This window comes from Streptomyces sp. MBT65, from assembly GCF_016612545.1.
Taxonomy (GTDB): Bacteria; Actinomycetota; Actinomycetes; order Streptomycetales; family Streptomycetaceae; genus Streptomyces.
In genome coordinates, this window is the sequence record NZ_JAENRY010000179.1 from 1 (window position 1) to 16,198 (window position 16,198).

Annotated in this window: 15 protein-coding genes and 1 pseudogene; 12 read left to right on the forward strand and 4 right to left on the reverse strand. The window is 72.3% G+C overall.

What is annotated here, in order from left to right; all coding sequences use genetic code 11:
* Nucleotides 1-491, reverse strand: a pseudogene (locus tag JHN63_RS32770) (hypothetical protein); the annotation flags it as partial.
* Nucleotides 492-670: 179 nt separating this feature from the next.
* Between JHN63_RS32770 and JHN63_RS32775 the strand changes: the two are divergent.
* The 3 genes from JHN63_RS32775 (at nt 671) to JHN63_RS32785 (ending at nt 4,648) form a co-directional block, all read left to right on the forward strand.
* Nucleotides 671-2,047, forward strand: coding sequence for a hypothetical protein (locus JHN63_RS32775; protein WP_200687531.1), 1,377 nt, complete (start codon nt 671-673; stop codon nt 2,045-2,047).
* A gap of 109 nt (nt 2,048-2,156) precedes the next feature.
* Nucleotides 2,157-3,398 (forward strand): AAA family ATPase, encoded by a 1,242-nt coding sequence (locus JHN63_RS32780; protein ID WP_200687534.1) that lies wholly within the window; start codon nt 2,157-2,159, stop codon nt 3,396-3,398.
* Nucleotides 3,395-4,648: a VWA-like domain-containing protein gene (locus JHN63_RS32785; protein ID WP_200687536.1), complete on the forward strand. Its 1,254-nt coding sequence runs from the start codon at nt 3,395-3,397 to the stop codon at nt 4,646-4,648. Before JHN63_RS32780 ends, JHN63_RS32785 begins: the two co-directional genes overlap by 4 nt.
* Here the strand turns inward: JHN63_RS32785 and JHN63_RS32790 are convergent.
* Nucleotides 4,579-6,396, reverse strand: coding sequence for a beta-galactosidase family protein (locus JHN63_RS32790; RefSeq protein WP_200687539.1), 1,818 nt, complete (start codon nt 6,394-6,396; stop codon nt 4,579-4,581). The genes JHN63_RS32785 and JHN63_RS32790 overlap by 70 nt on opposite strands.
* A 179-nt stretch (nt 6,397-6,575) precedes the next feature.
* Between JHN63_RS32790 and JHN63_RS32795 the strand changes: the two genes are divergently transcribed.
* The 8 genes from JHN63_RS32795 to JHN63_RS32830 all read left to right on the forward strand — a co-directional run bounded on the left by JHN63_RS32795 (nt 6,576) and on the right by JHN63_RS32830 (nt 14,135).
* Nucleotides 6,576-7,475: an AraC family transcriptional regulator gene (locus JHN63_RS32795; RefSeq protein ID WP_200687561.1), complete on the forward strand. Its 900-nt coding sequence runs from the start codon at nt 6,576-6,578 to the stop codon at nt 7,473-7,475.
* Nucleotides 7,476-7,558: 83 nt separating this feature from the next.
* On the forward strand, nt 7,559-7,909 hold the full coding sequence (locus JHN63_RS32800) for a chorismate mutase (RefSeq protein ID WP_019062236.1): 351 nt from the start codon (nt 7,559-7,561) through the stop codon (nt 7,907-7,909).
* A 140-nt stretch (nt 7,910-8,049) separates the two neighbouring features.
* The gene (locus tag JHN63_RS32805) at nt 8,050-8,580 is read left to right on the forward strand and encodes a two-component system response regulator (RefSeq protein ID WP_200687541.1); all 531 of its coding nucleotides are present in this window, start codon (nt 8,050-8,052) and stop codon (nt 8,578-8,580) included.
* A gap of 56 nt (nt 8,581-8,636) precedes the next feature.
* On the forward strand, nt 8,637-11,120 hold the full coding sequence (pepN, locus tag JHN63_RS32810; RefSeq protein WP_200687543.1) for an aminopeptidase N: 2,484 nt from the start codon (nt 8,637-8,639) through the stop codon (nt 11,118-11,120).
* A gap of 139 nt (nt 11,121-11,259) precedes the next feature.
* Nucleotides 11,260-12,243, forward strand: coding sequence for a YafY family protein (locus tag JHN63_RS32815; protein ID WP_200687545.1), 984 nt, complete (start codon nt 11,260-11,262; stop codon nt 12,241-12,243).
* Between the two features lie 128 nt (nt 12,244-12,371).
* Complete coding sequence (locus JHN63_RS32820) at nt 12,372-12,893, forward strand: DUF4240 domain-containing protein (RefSeq protein ID WP_200687563.1); 522 nt, start codon at nt 12,372-12,374, stop codon at nt 12,891-12,893.
* Nucleotides 12,894-12,961: 68 nt separating this feature from the next.
* Nucleotides 12,962-13,489, forward strand: coding sequence for a carboxymuconolactone decarboxylase family protein (locus JHN63_RS32825; RefSeq protein WP_200687547.1), 528 nt, complete (start codon nt 12,962-12,964; stop codon nt 13,487-13,489).
* A gap of 166 nt (nt 13,490-13,655) precedes the next feature.
* Nucleotides 13,656-14,135, forward strand: a complete 480-nt coding sequence (locus JHN63_RS32830) for a hypothetical protein (RefSeq protein ID WP_200687549.1) — start codon at nt 13,656-13,658, stop codon at nt 14,133-14,135.
* On the opposite strand, the gene JHN63_RS32835 is transcribed toward JHN63_RS32830, so the two are convergent.
* The gene (locus JHN63_RS32835) at nt 14,136-14,366 is read right to left on the reverse strand and encodes a hypothetical protein (protein ID WP_200687551.1); all 231 of its coding nucleotides are present in this window, start codon (nt 14,364-14,366) and stop codon (nt 14,136-14,138) included.
* A gap of 124 nt (nt 14,367-14,490) precedes the next feature.
* Entirely contained in the window at nt 14,491-14,652 is a 162-nt protein-coding gene (locus JHN63_RS32840) for a DUF397 domain-containing protein (RefSeq protein ID WP_200687565.1), read from the reverse strand.
* Nucleotides 14,653-15,011: 359 nt separating this feature from the next.
* On the opposite strand from JHN63_RS32840, the gene JHN63_RS32845 reads away from it, so the two are divergent.
* Nucleotides 15,012-16,142: a peptidoglycan bridge formation glycyltransferase FemA/FemB family protein gene (locus JHN63_RS32845; protein ID WP_200687559.1), complete on the forward strand. Its 1,131-nt coding sequence runs from the start codon at nt 15,012-15,014 to the stop codon at nt 16,140-16,142.
* The last annotated feature ends 56 nt before the right edge of the window (nt 16,143-16,198 follow it).

A 16,198-nucleotide genomic window follows, 5' to 3' on the forward strand; every position in this document is an offset into this window, starting at 1 on the left:
CGACCTCTCCTTCCCCGGTACGCGTCCAGCAGCAACCACCCCGCCCCCAGATACGTCGCCGCCGTGTCCGTGAGGATCTCGTTCTCCCGCGTACCGGGGAAGGAGAGGTCGAGCCGGTGCAGATAGACGTGCATCACCTCGTGCGCCAGCGCCGCGCCGATGTCCCGCCGATGCGTACGGAACCGGTCGTTCAACTCGATGAAGTACTCGGGCCCGGCGGTGAGTTCGACGTTCGCCGCATGCGTCATCTCACGGAAGCTGACGATCGGTCGGGCATCCGGGAGCCGGTAGTGCCGGACCATCTCACGGGCCACCCGCTGCGCCCCCAGATGCAGGTCGTCCGTGTCGCCGAACGCCACGTCGACCGGGGCCACGCTGGTCGCGAACGTCTGGACGGTGTCGTAGGACAACCGCTTGTAGAGCGCGGTGATGGCGTCCCGCACCGTATCGAGGTGTGGGTAGCCGTGCTCGACCGGTCCGTCGTCCGCCACGTCCGCAACCCCCAGAGACGCCCAGAACCCCCATCCACTGTATGCCGACGGGGCCTGGATGCGGCCCCCATATTTCCCTGACAGATCGCGACCGGGAGGGCTATGATCCCCGCGATGACGACCAAGACGATCCACCCTGTTCACAGATCGGGGGTCCCGTCCGCACAAGGTGAGCGCTGATGCTCCCTCTCACCGCGGACGAGGAATCCCGACTCTCCTTCTGGTCGCGCGTACGCGAGTTCGCCGTACCGCACTCCATGATCGACACCGCCACGGCCCGCCGCCGCACAGGCGACTGGGCGGGCGCCTGCGCCGCCGCCGGTGTCGACATCGATCTCGATCTACGGTCCGTGACACGCGCCCACGGCCGGGAACTGACCGCCCGGATTCGCGCCGATCTCCGCCGACTCGCCCCCGACCTGCTCCGCTGGCATCTGCCGAGAATCGCCCCGGACGGCCTGCTGCGCCCGGGACTCACCATCCCCCTGGCCTGCTACGGCGACGACGCCACGGGCCCGCCGTATCTGGTGGTCCGTACTCCACCGGCCTGGGCGGACGGCGGCCAGCGGATCAGCCTCGCGCTGTGGGACGGCACCCGCCGCGACGCCGACGCCCGCCGGCATCCGCATCCACGGCCGAGCCGCTGGTTCCGCCTCGACCTGCACCGACATCTGTGGGACGCGGAGCGGAGCGGTGAGCTGCGGGTCCGGTCCGGGGCCGATCGGCCACCCGCCGACGACACCGCCGCGATCCCGGAGCTGCCGGACGCACCATCCGAGGGCCGTAGCCCCGCCGTCGACCGGTGGGCCGACGAAGCGGCGATCCTGCTCCGCGCCGAGGGGCGGAGCGCCGGTCCCGTCGTCGTGCGGTTCGGGTCCCGGCACCGGCTCGCGCTGACACCGGAACCGGGCGCGGACACCCTCCGCATCGCACCGGCACCGACGGACGGCAGTGCCACCGGGCTGCCGATCCTGCCCGACGCGGCGACCTGGGTCCCGCCCGACCTGGAACTGCTGCGCACCGGCGAGATCGACGCCGACCGGCTGCACCCGCTGGTCGCCGCCGCACTCGTACCGGACCGCCCCGACCGCCTCCACCGTCCCGACCGTCCCCGGCCGGACCGGCCGCACCTGGTCGACTGCCGCGGCGCCCGGCACCGCATCGGGCTGGTCGACGGGGTCCTCGCACCCCTGGACCACGATCCGGCCGAGATCCGCCGCGAGGAACTGCTCGTCGCGCTCACCGGCACCCCGCTGCCCTGCCTCCAGGTCATCGACGACGCCCACCGCCACCCGGACTGCCTCACCGGCGTCCGCGACCGCCTCCTCCACGGAGACATCGCCGGCGCGCTGGCCGTCGTAGAAGGACTGCTCGGTCCTGAAGCGGTGCTGCGCGGTGGGGCGTTGCGGGACGAACTCCGGGCGGCGGCCGAACGGCGGCTCCTGCACGGCCTGTTCAGGGCCGGGCTGGCCGGCCCCGGACCCCGGTCCGGACGCTTCTGGGGAGGACGTCCGCACCCCCGGAACCTTCGCCCCCGCCGTGCCAACGGCCGCTGACCGCACGGGACTTCGCCCACCTCCGGAAGGTGCGCGACCGGAAGGTCCACCCCGCCCTCACCTCCGTACGCCTCGTTCCATCCCGACTCGACCCCAAAGGTGACCACATATGCCCACACGCACCCTGTACGCCACCGCCAACGTCCCCGCCGAGACCTCTCAACTGGACATCGCGGGCGACCTGTTGACCCTCCTGCGCCACACCACCACCGAACCCCGCCCCGACACCCAACTGGAGGCCCTGACCCTGGCCGTCGCCGCCGACCTCCCCGTGCTGCTGTGGGGCGAGCCCGGCATCGGCAAGACGGCCGCCCTCACGCAGCTCGCCGCCGCCCTGGATCTGCCGCTGACCACGGTGATCGCCAGCGTCCACGAGCCGTCCGACTTCTCCGGGCTGCCCGTCGTCGGCGACGACCCCGCCGAGCAGGGCATCCCGATGGCCCCGCCGGACTGGGCCGTACGCCTCGTACGGGCGGGCCGGGGGCTGCTGTTCCTGGACGAGTTGTCCACCGCGCCGCCCGCCGTGCAGGCCGCGCTGCTGCGGCTGGTGCTGGAGCGGCGGATCGGCGCGCTCCGACTGCCGCCCGGGGTACGGATCGTGGCCGCCGCCAACCCGCGGTCCTCGGCGGCGGACGGCTGGGAGCTGAGCCCGCCGCTCGCGAACCGGTTCGTGCACCTCCAGTGGACCCACGACCACGAGGTCGTCGTGCGCGGCCTCGGCGGCACCTGGCCCCGGGCCACCCTGCCGCGGCTCGACCCGGAGAAGCTGCCCCAGGCCGTGGACTACGCGCGCCGCGCGGTGTGCGGGCTGCTCACCGGCCGCCCCAAGCTCGTCCACCAGCTCCCCAGTAGCGAGACGCGGCGCGGCGGCGCCTGGCCCTCGCCCCGCAGCTGGGAGATGGCGATGTCCCTGACCGCGTTCGCGAGCGCGGCCGGTTCCTCCCGCGAGGTGCTGTCCCTGCTGGTCAGAGGCACGGTGGGGGACGGCCCCGGTCTGGAACTGCTGGCCTGGGTGGACCGGATGGACCTGCCCGATCCCGAGCTGTTCCTCGCCGACCCGACGGCCGGTGAACTGCCCGAGCGCGGAGACCTGCGCCAGGCCGTCCTCGACGGAGTGGTGGCCGCGGTCCGCAACCGTCCCGAGCGGACCCGCTGGGACGCGGCCTGGGCGCTCCTGGTGCGGGCGCTGGAGACCGGCGCCCCGGACCTGGTCGTCGTCCCCGCGACCACCCTCGCCGCGCTGCGCCGTGACGACTGGGACGTGCCCGCGTCCATCGAGCGACTCGCCGGCGCGATCTCCCTCTCCCAGCGCGCGGACCGCGCCGCCACGGCCGCGAAGGCCCGCCGATGAACACGGCGACCCCGCTCGACCGCGACAAGCTCTTCGCCGCCCGCCTCTACGCCGCCCGCGCCCGCCCCTACCTCGCCACCGCGCTGTTCGCCCTGCACACCGTCGAGTCGCGGCAGGTGCCGACGATGGCCGTCGACCGGCACTGGCGCTGCTATGTCTCACCGGGCTTCGTGGACCGGACGACCGTCGAGGACCTGGCGGGCGTCTGGGTCCACGAGGTCTCCCACCTGCTCCGCGACCACCACGGCCGCAGCGACCGCGTCGCCCGCGAACGCGGACTGACCGGCCCGGCGGAGCGGCTGCGGATGAACATCGCCGCCGACATGGAGATCAACGACGACGCGTACGGCGACGGCCTGATCACCCCCGAAGGCGCCGTCCAGCCGAAGACACTGGGGCTGCCCGCCGGGAACCTCATGGAGGACTACCTGCGCTGGTTCCAACTCGGCCCGCGCACCCATGCGTTGGCATGGCTGGACTGCGGCAGCGGCGCCGACGGCCTCGACCGGGACTGGGAGCTGGGGCCCGACGGCGCCCACGGACTCAGCGAGCAGCAGCGCGACGCCGTCCGCTTCCGGGTCGCACAGGGCATCACCGGCCGCCCCGGCAGCACCCCCGACGGCTGGCGGCGCTGGGCCGAGGAGGCGTTCCATCCGCCGCAGCCCTGGCGGGAGTTGCTGGGCGCGGCGGTCCGCTCGGCGGTCTCCGCCCCCGGCGCGGGCGAGGACTACACCTACGGCAGACCCTCGCGCCGCTCGGCCGGACTGCCCGGCGTGGTGCTGCCGAGTCTGCGCCGCCGACCGCCCCGGGTGTGCGTGGTCATCGACACCTCCGGGTCGGTCAGCGACGCCGAGTTGGGCAGCGCGCTCCTCGAAGTCGCCGCGATCTCCCGGGCGGTGGGCGGCCGCCGCGACCTGGTCACCGTGGTGTCGTGCGACGCGGCGGCCCGGGTCGCCCAACCGCTGTGCCGCGCCGAGGGCATCGAGCTGCTGGGCGGCGGCGGCACGGACCTGCGCGCCGGCTTCGCCAGGGCGCTGCGCACCCAGCCCCCGCCCGACGCGGTCGTGGTCCTCACCGACGGCCAGACCCCCTGGCCGTCGGCGCGACCGTCCTGCCGGACGGTGGTGGGCCTGTTCCCGCGCCGGTACGCGACCGGGGCGTACGCCGAGGACGACCCCGACTACGTGCCGGACACCCCGCCCGACTGGGCCCGTGTCGTGGAGATCGGCTCCGCGCCCGTCTCCCGCTGAGCCCGCAGGACGACGGACTCCCCGGTGGACGGCGCCTCCTGGAGCTCCAGCACCCACACGTCGTTCACGCCCTCCCGGAGCACCGCACCGGGGACGTACAGCTCCCGCTGCGGCCCGGCCGACCAGTACCGCCCCAGATCGAACCCGTTGACCCACACGAACCCCCGCGTCCAGCCCGGCAGTTCGAGCACGGCGTCCCCCGCGCCGCGCACCTCCACGGTGCCGCGGTACAGCCCGGGGGAGCCGTCCGACGGCAGCTCCCGCGCCGGCACCCCCTCGACCTCGTCCAGCGCGTCCCACCGCAGCCCACGCGCGCGTACGTCGTGCAGATACTGCCGCTCGTGCAACAGCCCCCCGGTGATCCCCTTCGGCTCCCCGAGCCGCGGCCCGTAATTGACCCTCCCCAGGGACTCCACCCACACCTGCACACGCGCGTGCCCTGCGACCGGCTCCTTGAGCTGCTCGTCGCCCTCCGTGAGGACCCCGGCCCGCTCCCCGTCGACGTACACCACCGCGAGGTCCCGCAGCCCGCGCGCGGTGAGCGGATACGGGGGCCGCGGTCCCGGAACGGTCACTTCGTAGCGCACGATTCCCCGCTCGACGCCCAGTTGCTCGAAGGTCGGCGGGACCGGCGTCCCGACCTCCGGCCCACCGCGCGCCTCCAGGACGTCGTCCAGGGACGTCCAGCCGGTCAGCCGCGCCTCGGCCCGGTGGCCCAACACAGCCGGTGGGGGCGGGAGTTCGGGCAGCGGGCCGTCGGCGTACTCGGCGAGGACCTCGCGCAGCCGCCAGAACTTCTCCGTGGGGCGCCCGTGCTCGTCGATCGGGGCGTCGTAGTCGTACGACGTCACATCGGGCTCCAACGGGCCCTCGTGCAGCGCGCCGCCGCCCCGGTTGGCGCCCGCCCAGCCGGCGAAGTTGGTGCCGCCGTGCGCCATGTAGAGGTTGACCGACGCCCCGCACTCCAGGATCTCCCGCAGCGCGTCGGCCGCGTCCCCGGGATCGCGCACGACATGCTCGCCGCCCCAGTGGTCGAACCAGCCGCACCAGAACTCCATGCACATCAGCGGCCCCTCGGGCTGCCGCCGGCGCAGCGTGTCGAACGCCTCGCGCGCGTGGGACCCGAAGTTCACCGTGGCGAGGACCCCGGGGACCGAGCCGCCGCTCAGCATGAAGTCCTCGGGACCGTCCGAGGTGAACAGCGGGACGGTGACGCCCTGTTCGCGCAGCAGATCGGCCACCCGTCGCAGATAGACCGCGTCGGAGCCGTAACTCCCGTACTCGTTCTCGATCTGCACCATGATCACCGGCCCGCCGCGGTCGAGCTGACGGGACACGACCTCGGGCAGCAGCCGTCGGAACCAGCGCTCCAGGTGCCCCAGGAAACGCTCGTCACGCGTACGCGCGCGTGCCCCCAGCTCCCCGGTCACCCAGTACGGCAGCCCGCCGTTCTCCCACTCCGCGCAGATGTACGGCCCCGGGCGCACGATCGCCCACAGACCCGCCTCCTGTGCCGCGTCCAGGAACCTGCCCAGCGCCTCCACGTCCCGGAAGTCGCCCGGCGCCGCCTCGTGCAGGTTCCACGGGACGTATGTCTCCACGCAGTTGAGGCCCATCGCCCGCAGCATCGCCAGCCGGTGCCCCCAACTCGCCTCGTGCACCCGGAAGTAGTGCAGTGCCCCGGACAGCAGCCGCACCGGCCGCCCGTCCAGCAGGAAGTCCCTGTCGCCCACCGTGAACTCACTCATGCCCCGCACTCTCTCCCCTTGGCGCCGATCACGTCCATGGACAAAGATCGCCACTACTTGGACGCAGCAGTCCGAGCGTCGGGGAGAGGGCGCGAGCAGTGAGCGAGAGGGTGCGGCCGGTGCGCGAGGGGGCGCGGGCAGTACGGGAAGGGACGCGGGCAGTACGAGAGGGGGCGCCGATCTATCACACCTGGATGCGCTTCTTCACGCCCACACCCGCCCACCACCGTCTCGGCCTCGCCTGCCTCGGCGTCGGCCTCCAGTACGGCGCCCTGCCCATCGTCGGCCCCCGCACCCTCGACCACCACGTCGCCGTAGTGATCAGCGCGGGCGGCGGCTGGTACCTGACCCCCGACGGCCGCCGTACGACCGTCACCGCGCCCGCGTTGTTATGGCTCACCCCCGGAGTGCCGCACCACTACGCGCCCGACCCCGGCGCCGGCTGGGACGAGGGGTTCGTCGACTTCACCGGGCCCGCGACCGCGACGTACACCGAACTCGGCTACATCGAGCCGGAACGGCCCGTGGTGGCCCTCTCGGACGCGACCGGGCCCCGCGCGGTCATCGGGCGCATGGCCCGCGCCGCACGCCGCGGAAACCCCCTCCTGGAGGTGGAGACCGGCGCCGCCGTCCACGAACTCCTCGTCGCCCTGCGCCGCGCCCGCGCCGACCTCGCCCCCGACGGCGACCCGGTCCTCCAGGCCCTCGCCCGCGACGCCTGTCTGCCGCTCACCGTCGCCGACCACGCGACCCGGCACGGCATGACCCCCGCCGCACTGCGCGCCGCCGTCCGCCGGGGCGCCGCATGCAGCCCCAAGGACTACCTCCTCGGCATCCGCCTGGGCCGCGCCAAGGAACTCCTCGCCGCCACCGAACTCCCGGTCGCCGCCGTCGCCCGCCGCGTCGGCTACGACGACCCCGCCTACTTCTCCCGCCTGTTCACCCGCCGCGTCGGCATGCCCCCCGTCCGCTTCCGCGCCCAGCAGGGCCGCACCGTCCCCGGCGGCTGGAGCGACCAGGTGCCCGATCCGGCCGATCCACCGCGGATCGAGTGGCCGCACGCCACCGAGGACCGGTGATCCGGACAAGCTCGAGGACCGAGCGGCCGCACACGAGGAGGCCGGATGATCGAGGTGCCGTACGCCACGTAGGGTGGTCGCCCATGACCACCAGCACCAACGGAACCGGTGACGTCGACCCCGCCGTGCGCGAGGAACTCGCCCGGCTGCGCGACAGCATCGACAACATCGACGCCGCCGTCGTCCACATGCTCGCCGAACGCTTCAAGGCCACCCAGCAGGTCGGCTTCCTCAAGGCCACCCACCGGCTGCCGCCCGCCGACCCGGCCCGCGAGGCTCGCCAGATCGAGCGGCTGCGGGCACTGGCCGAAAGCGCCAAGCTGGACCCGGCGTTCGCCGAGAAGTTTCTGAACTTCATCATCGCCGAGGTGATCCGGCACCACGAGCGCATCGCGGAGGACGCCGTCAACGGCGGTTCGCCCACGGCGAATTGACGCCGCGGGTGCCGTCCGGGAGGTGACAACGGGAGTGCGCGGGGCCATGCTTCGCTGTGCACTCCTTGTCAGCCGACGGGCACGCCCCGTCAACGCCTGCGCCATAAGCTGGTAGTCCCACGCGGGAGGGACGTCGGGTGATGCCGTCGGACGCCGAGATCCTCATCGTCGACGACCATGAGGACACGCTGTACGCGCTGGAGAGCGCCCTGGCCCCGCTGGGCCGCCCGCTCGCCCGCGCCACCAGCGGCGACAAGGCGCTCAAGCAGGTGCTCCGCGGCCGGGTCGGCCTCCTCCTGCTCGACGTGCGCATGCCCGGCGTCAGCGGCCTCGACGTCGTCCGCTACCTGCGCCGCCTCGAACAGACCCAGCACATCCCCGTCCTCCTCCTCACCGGCTTCGGCGCCGACCCCGAACTGACCGCCGCCGCCTTCGCCCTCGGCGTCGCCGACCTCGTCATGAAACCCGTCGACCCCTGGATCCTGCGCACCAAGGTCCGCTACCTCTACGACGCCCACCGGCGCCACCAGGCCCTCGAACAGGAGGTCCGCGAACTCCGCGCCCTCGTCGAGGACCCGCCCGACCCCCGCCCGGCCCTGCCCCACCCGGACGCGCGCGTGCCCTACCAGCGGGACGCCCAGAACACCGCGCCCGCACCGGACCGTACATAAGCCGCGTACCGGACCGCCCCTGTGCCATGTCGGTGCCATCAGGCAGCATGTTCACCATGTCCGTACTGACGCGCGACGAAGCGCAGACCCGTGCCAGGCTCCTCGACGTCCACCGCTACACGATCGAACTCGATCTGACGACGGGCGAAGACACCTTCGACTCCCGCACCGTCATCGCGTTCACGGCTCGTGCCGACGCGGACACCTTCGTCGAACTCAAGCCGGCCGAGCTGCGCTCCGTCACCCTCGACGGACACCCCCTCGACCCCGAGCACCTCGTCGACAACCGGCTCCCGCTGCCCGCCCTCACCGCCGGCGAGCACGAACTGCGCGTCGACGCGAGCATGCGCTACTCCCGCACCGGCGAGGGCATGCACCGCTTCACCGACCCCACCGACGGCGAGACCTACCTCTACACCCAGCTCTTCATGGACGACGTCCAGCGCGTCTTCGCCGCCTTCGACCAGCCCGACCTCAAGGCCGTCTTCGACCTCACCGTCACCGCCCCCGAAGGCTGGACCGTCCTCGCCAACGGCATCACCGAACACCTCGGCGAAGGCCGCTGGCAGGCCGCCACGACCCCCCTCATCTCCACCTACCTCGTCGCCGTCGCAGCCGGCCCCTGGCACTCGATCCGCACCGAACACCGCGGCCTGCCCTTCGGCATCCACTGCCGCCGCTCCCTGGCCCCCCACCTCGACGCGGACGCCGAGGAGATCCTCGACATCACCCGCCAGTGCTACGACCGCTACCACGAGAAGTTCGAGGAGCCCTACCCCTTCGACTCCTACGACCAGGCCTTCGTCCCCGAGTTCAACGCGGGCGCCATGGAGAACCCCGGCCTGGTCACCTTCCGCGACGAGTTCGTCTACCGCTCCGCCGTCACCGACACCGAGCGGCAGACCCGCGGCATGGTCATCGCCCACGAGATGGCCCACATGTGGTTCGGCGACCTCGTCACCCTCCAGTGGTGGGACGACATCTGGCTCAACGAGTCCTTCGCCGAGTACATGGGCTACCAGACCCTCACCGAGGCCACCCGCTTCACCGACACCTGGACCGACTTCGGCGTCGTCCGCAAGGCCTGGGGCTACGACGCCGACCAGCGCCCCTCCACCCACCCCGTGGCCCCCGAGAACGTCGACGACACCGCCTCCGCCCTCCTGAACTTCGACGGCATCTCCTACGCCAAGGGCGCCTCCGCGCTACGGCAGTTGGTGGCCTGGCTCGGCGAGAAGGACTTCCTCGCCGGCATCAACACCCACTTCGCCCGCCACAAGTTCGCCAACGCCACCCTCGCCGACTTCATCGACTCCCTCGCCTCCGGCACCGAACGGGACGTCCACGCCTGGGCGGACGTGTGGCTGAGCACGACGGGCGTGGACACCCTCACCCCCACCGTCACCCGTGCGGACAACGGCACGTACACCCTGCTCGTCGACCGCGCGGGCAGCCGCCCGCACCGCATCGCCGTCGGCCTCTACGACCAGGACCTCGGCGACACCGGCCGCCTCGTCCTGCGCGAGCGCCTCGACCTCGACGTCCCGCAGACCGAGCCCCAGCCCCTCGGCAAGCGCCCGGCGCTGCTCCTCCTCAACGACGGCGACCTCACCTACGCCAAGGTGCGCTTCGACCCCGACTCCTTCGAAACCGTCCGCACCACCCTCTCCGGCCTCCCCGAACCCCTCACCCGCGCGGTCGTCTGGAACGCCCTGCGCGACACGGTCCGCGACGGCCAACTCCCCGCCTCCGCCTACCTGGACGCCGCCCGCGCCCACCTCCCGCACGAGACGGACCTCGCCCTCGTCCAGGGCGTCCTCGCCTTCGCCGCCACCCAGGTCGCCGACCGCTACCTCACCCCCGAGGACCGCCCGGCCGCCCTCGCCACCCTCACCGCCCTGTGCCGCGACCTCATCCGCCGCACCGAGGACGGCTCCGACCCCGGCCTGCGCCTCATCGCCGTACGCCACTTCATCGACGTCGCCGCGCACCCCGACACCATCGCCGCCTGGCTCGCCGAAGGCACCGTCCCCGGCGGCCCGGAACTCGACCCCGAGCTGCGCTGGCGCGTCCTGGCCCGCCTCGCCGTCCTCGGCGCCACCGACGAGCCGGCGATCGCCGCCGAACTGGCACGCGACCCGTCCGCCACCGGCCAGGAGGGCGCCGCCCGCTGCCGCGCCGCCCTGCCCGACCCCGAGGCCAAGCGCACGGCCTGGGAGGCGATGTTCACCGGCGACGACCTCTCCAACTACCTCTTCACCGCCACCGCCCAGGGCTTCTGGCAACCCGAACAGGCCGACCTGGTACGGGAGTACGTGCCCCGCTACTACCCGGACGCGGTGGCCCTCGCCACCCGCCGCGGCCCCGCCATGGCGGATGCCGCCGGCCGCTGGGCCTTCCCCACCCACGCCGTCGACCCCGAAACCCTCCGCCTCGGCGAGGAATGCCTCCGCGACGCCGACCTCACCCCGTCCCTGCGCCGCAAGCTGGTCGACCAACTCGACGACCTGGAGCGCGCATTGCGAGTGAGGGGGGCGTAATCCCAGCCCGTTGGGGGTCCCCCCTCTGGGGGAGTTTGAGGACGAGGCCCCTTCAGGGCCGAAGCGGGGGTCTGGGGGCGCAGCCCCCAGGGACGGGACGGGTAGGGGCGGCGGGGGCGAGATCCCCCATCATGAAGCCATGCGCGCTGCCCGCCTCATCAAAATGGTGCTGCTCCTCCAGTCCCGCCCCTCGATGACCGCCGCCGAGCTGGCCCGCGAGCTGGAGGTCTCCGAGCGCACCGTCACCCGGGACGCCCAGGCGCTCTCGGAGGCGGGCGTCCCGGTGTACGCCGACCGGGGCCGGGCCGGCGGATACCGGCTCGTCGGCGGATACCGCACCCGCCTCACCGGCCTGGCCCGCAACGAGGCCGAGGCCCTCTTCCTGAGCGGAGTGCCCGGAGCGCTGCGCGAGATGGGCCTGGAGGACGCCGCGTCCGCCGCCCGTCTGAAGGTGTCGGCGGCCCTGCTCCCGTCACTGCGGGACGCCTCCCGCGCGGCGGCCCAACGCTTCCACCTGGACGCCCCGAGCTGGTTCACGGAACCGAAGACCCCCGAACTGCTCCCGGTCGTGGCGGACGCGGTCTGGGACGACCGCAGGGTGCTGGCGCGCTACCGCCGCGGTGACTCCGCCGTCGAACGCGAGCTGGACCCGTACGGCCTCGTCCTCAAGGCGGGCATCTGGTACCTGTGCGCACGGGTGACCGGCCGCGATTCCTACCGGGTGTACCGGATCGACCGCTTCACGGCGGTGGACCTCCTGGCCGACGGCGACCGCTTCACACGGGAGAAGGACTTCGACCTGCCGGCGTTCTGGGAGGAGCAGGCGGAACAGTTCGCGCGCTCGATCCTGCACACCGAAGTGGTCGTACGACTCTCCCCCGACGGCGCGCGAAGACTTCCGTACGCCGTCGATCCGGTCGCGGCGAAGGAGGCGCTGGAGGCGGCGGGCCGTCCCCGGACCGACGACGGGTGGGTGACGGTGACCCTGCCGGTGGAGTCCGAGGAGGTGGCACACGGCCAGCTCGCGGGACTGGGCCCGGAGGTGGAGGTGCTGGCACCGGAGGTACTCCGGGTGCGGTTCGCGAGGGACGCGGCACGGCTGGCCGCGCTGTACGGGTCATGACGGCCGCCGCCGCAGCGCCCCACAACGATCTGCCCCGCACCGCCCGATAACGATCTGCCCAGCGCCAGGTGACAATCCGCTGCACTCCACATGCGCACCACCCCTCCAGGCCCGATGCTTGACCCGTGATGGACGAGACGGAGTTCTGGGAGCTGGTGGACGCCACCCGCGAGGCCGCCGAGGGCGACCCCGAGGAGCAGGCCGACCTGCTGGTGGACCGGCTTCTGCTGCTGGACCCGGAGCTGGTCCTGGACTTCGCCCGGCACTTCGAGGCCCGCTACAACCGCGCCTACACCTGGGATCTGTGGGGTGCGGCGTGGGTTCTGCTCGACGGGGCGAGCGACGACGCGTTCGACTTCTTCCGGTGCTGGCTGATCGGCCAGGGCCGTGAGGTGTACGAGGGGGCCGTGCACGACGCGGACTCGCTGGCGGACCTCATCGACGACTTCGACGACGAGATCGACGGGGACGGCGAGGAACTGGGGTACGCGGCGGACGAGGCGTACGAGCAGCTCACCGGCACCGTCGCCCCCGACCTGGGGATCCCGCCGGCGCCCGCCGAGCCGCTCGGGGCGCCGCTCGACCTGGAGAACGACGCGGTGCTGGCGGAACGGTTCCCGAAGCTGCGGGAGCGGTTCCGGCAGGAGTGAGCGCGAGTGAACGGGGTACGGCGATGGGTGCCCCGTCCGTCGTCCGACCGGATCCCAGTGAGGTCACCGTGGCTCGAATTCCGTACCCGGAGCGTTCCGCCGAAGCCCTCGACGCGCTTCCCACCCCGCTGAACGCGTTCCGTATGTTCTCCCACGCCCCCGACATGACGGGTCCGGCGATCGACCTGGGCATGGCCGTGCTCGGGTCGTCGATACCGGTGAGATTGCGCGAGTTGGTGGTGATGTCGGTGGCGGCACACACGGACTGTGCCTACGGGATCGTCCAGCACCGCCCGATCGCCGAGCACGCGGGGCTCACCGTCGACCAGTTGGCGGCGGTCGTCGAACTCCGGCCCGAGGAGGGCGAGTTCGACGCGGTCGAGTCGACACTGCTGACGGCGACGGAGGAACTCCTGACCCGACACACCCTCACGGACGCCACGTTGGGCACCCTGCGCAAGCATCTGACCGACCGTCAGGTGGTCGAACTGATCACGACGGTCGGCTACTACACGATGCTGGCCGGCCTCCTGAACGGACTGGGCGTGGACATCGACCCGGTGGGGGAACAGTACTTGGGGCTGGGCAGGGACTGAGCGAGGCGCCGCGACCCCGGTAACGGTCTGCCGTCCCACGTGTCACAGTGGCGTCCTGAAGCGACTCCGATCGCAACGCCCGCCCCACCACAGGTGTCCTACGAAGCGACAACACCCGCTCGGATCAAGCGAGTTGGGTGACCGACGTCGCTTCCCCGGAGGGGCCATGTTCCCGATCGTCCGCCCACGCTCGATGATTCTGCTCGGGGCCGCCGCCGTCGTCGTGGGGATCGCCGCGCTGGGCGGCACCCTCCTGCTGGTCGGGCAGGACGCCGAGGGCAAGGACCTCAACGACCCGGACCCACAAGCCGTGAGCACGGTCTCCGTCTGCTCGGACGTGAAGGTCCACGCATGGGTCACGATGAATGTCGGGACGGTCGCCGAGCCCGACAACAAGAACGTCGACTACGACATCGACGCCACCCGGCACGACCACGACCCCTTCGGCCTCACCCTCGCCAAGGGCTGCAACAGCGCGGCCGGAGCGTTCGGTTCGCGCGTGGAGCTCAAGGCACCCGGCCTCAACAAGGGCCGACCGCTCTACGTGACCGCGCCGGCCGACGGCAAGCACGTCCTGGTCCTGCGCCTCACCCGGCACGCCGACGGCACGGTCACCAGCACACAGCAACTGGTCGCCGCGCGCTGACTACGCGGCGGTCCGGCGCCGTGACGTGTCCGTCGAGATGTAGGCCTGGTTCTGGTCGGCCCGTACCGCGTGGTGCATCGGGGCCGCGTTGGCCTGGTCGAGCGCGGAGGCCGTGACGGCGGCCGGGCCGAGGACGACGGTAGCGACGGCGCAGACAACGGCCCACGGCCCGCGGGCGGACTTGGCCCAACCGGCCGACTTCTCCGTGGTGTTGGAGCGACTGCTGTTCATGTTCCCCACCTCCCTGTCAGTGCGTGTGCATGACGATAGGGAGGTTGTTTCGGTGGACCCGGTGAGTTGCCTGCGAGAAACCTGTGAGCGTACGACCCGTCGATTGCGGCACGGTCCGCCTGAGTCACTTCCCGGCGACGAAGCCCACGAACGCCGCCCACTCACCCGACGAAAACGCCAGCGCGGGCCCGGACTTGGCTTTCGAGTCACGGACGTGGACGGTGGGTCGGGCTTGCTCCAGGGCGACTTCGAGACCCCTGGAACATCGCGCTGACTTCTTCGCGATCTTCGATCACCAGGCCCCCGGCCTGACCTTCAACGTACGCGACCCAACAAGCCCCTTGAAGACATGGGTGTCGTACGACCACAGACTGACCTCCTCCGCCCCCTCCCGGAAGGCGGCGTTCGTGTCGGCGTCGCCGATCGTTCGCCCGAACTGCCCGTCCGGTACACCGAACCCGACTGGGATACGGAGAGCGGACGGGGCATCTTCCTGATCGCGTCCGTGGCGAGCCAATGGGGCGTCACGCCCAGGCAGGGCCGACGCGGCAAACAGGTGTGGGCGGAGTTCACAGCCGTGAAGTCTTGACCCGTCCAGTACGCCCCGGCTTACGGTGGCCGCCGCCGAACAGGAGCGCCGTGCCCATGACCAGCCCGTACGTGAAGGGGATCACCCGCGAGGAGCACCTCGACCATCTCCGGCTGCACCCCGACGCGAGCCATCTCCAGATCCCCGAGTGGGCGGACGTGAAGCCCGACTGGACCGCGGAGAGCGTCGGTTGGTTCGAGGGGGACGCGCTGGTCGCCGTAGCGCTCGTGCTGTACCGGGCGTTCCCCGGCACCGGGCGCTTCCTCGCCTACCTTCCGGACGGCCCCGCCATCGACTGGCGCAGTCAGCGCCTGGAACGCTGGCTCGACCCGCTGCTCGCGCACCTGGAGGAGGAGGGCGCGTTCTCGGTCCGGATCGGCCCGCCGCTCGCCGTACGGCACTGGGACGCGGCCACCGTCGCGGCGGGCGTCGCCGACCCCTCCGTACGGCATCTGCGGGATCTGCCGACGGACGGCCTCGACGGGTACGCGCTGGACGCGGCGGAGCGGCTCAAGCGGTTGGGGTGGCGCCGGTGCAAGGAGAACGAGGGCAGCGGATTCGGGCTCGGGCAGCCTCGGTACGGGTGCCGAATTCCCTTGACGGGACGGTCGGTTGACGAGTTGCGCCGGAGTCTCGCACCGCACTGGTTGCAGTCCCTCCAGACCGCCGAGGGTGGCGGTGTCGGCGTCTTCTGGGGCTCCGCCGACGACCTCCCCGCGTTCCATCGCCTCTACCGGGCCACCGCGGAGCGGGACGGCTTCAAGGCCCGCCCCCTGGACTACTTCCGGCGCATGTGGCAGGCCCTCAACGCCGAGGAGTCCGACCGGCTGCGCATCTATCTCGCCGAGTACGACGACGAGGTCCTGTCCGCCGCCCTCATGATCAGCGTCGGCCCCCGCGTCTGGCACTCCTACCCCGCCTCCGGCCGCCGAGGCCGCGAACTCCGACCCAGCAGCCTCCTGTTGTGGCGCATGCTGTGCGAAGCCCTGGACTCCGGCGCGGACACCTACGACCTCCGCTCCATCACCCCGTCCCTGGACCCCACCAACCACCTCTTCGGCCGCCTCCTCTTCAAGACCGGCACGGGCGCCCAGGCAGTGGAGTACTTCGGCGAATGGGAACGCCCCGTGGGCACCCAGGGGAAGGTCCTGCAACGGGCGTTGGGGGTGTATCTCGGGCGCAGGTAGGGCTTTTGGGGGCGCGGGGAACCGCGCACCTAGCCCCCCCCCCACCCGCCCCCCCC

Coding starts and splice junctions, on each gene's coding strand:
- JHN63_RS32835 (WP_200687551.1), bottom strand. CDS start 14,366: ATGAACAGCAGTCGCTCCAACACCACGGAGAAGTCGGCCGGTTGGGCC.
- JHN63_RS32805 (WP_200687541.1), top strand. CDS start 8,050: ATGCCGTCGGACGCCGAGATCCTCATCGTCGACGACCATGAGGACACG.
- JHN63_RS32790 (WP_200687539.1), bottom strand. CDS start 6,396: ATGAGTGAGTTCACGGTGGGCGACAGGGACTTCCTGCTGGACGGGCGG.
- JHN63_RS32830 (WP_200687549.1), top strand. CDS start 13,656: ATGTTCCCGATCGTCCGCCCACGCTCGATGATTCTGCTCGGGGCCGCC.
- pepN (WP_200687543.1), top strand. CDS start 8,637: ATGTCCGTACTGACGCGCGACGAAGCGCAGACCCGTGCCAGGCTCCTC.
- JHN63_RS32780 (WP_200687534.1), top strand. CDS start 2,157: ATGCCCACACGCACCCTGTACGCCACCGCCAACGTCCCCGCCGAGACC.
- JHN63_RS32800 (WP_019062236.1), top strand. CDS start 7,559: ATGACCACCAGCACCAACGGAACCGGTGACGTCGACCCCGCCGTGCGC.
- JHN63_RS32815 (WP_200687545.1), top strand. CDS start 11,260: ATGCGCGCTGCCCGCCTCATCAAAATGGTGCTGCTCCTCCAGTCCCGC.
- JHN63_RS32845 (WP_200687559.1), top strand. CDS start 15,012: ATGACCAGCCCGTACGTGAAGGGGATCACCCGCGAGGAGCACCTCGAC.
- JHN63_RS32775 (WP_200687531.1), top strand. CDS start 671: ATGCTCCCTCTCACCGCGGACGAGGAATCCCGACTCTCCTTCTGGTCG.
- JHN63_RS32820 (WP_200687563.1), top strand. CDS start 12,372: ATGGACGAGACGGAGTTCTGGGAGCTGGTGGACGCCACCCGCGAGGCC.
- JHN63_RS32785 (WP_200687536.1), top strand. CDS start 3,395: ATGAACACGGCGACCCCGCTCGACCGCGACAAGCTCTTCGCCGCCCGC.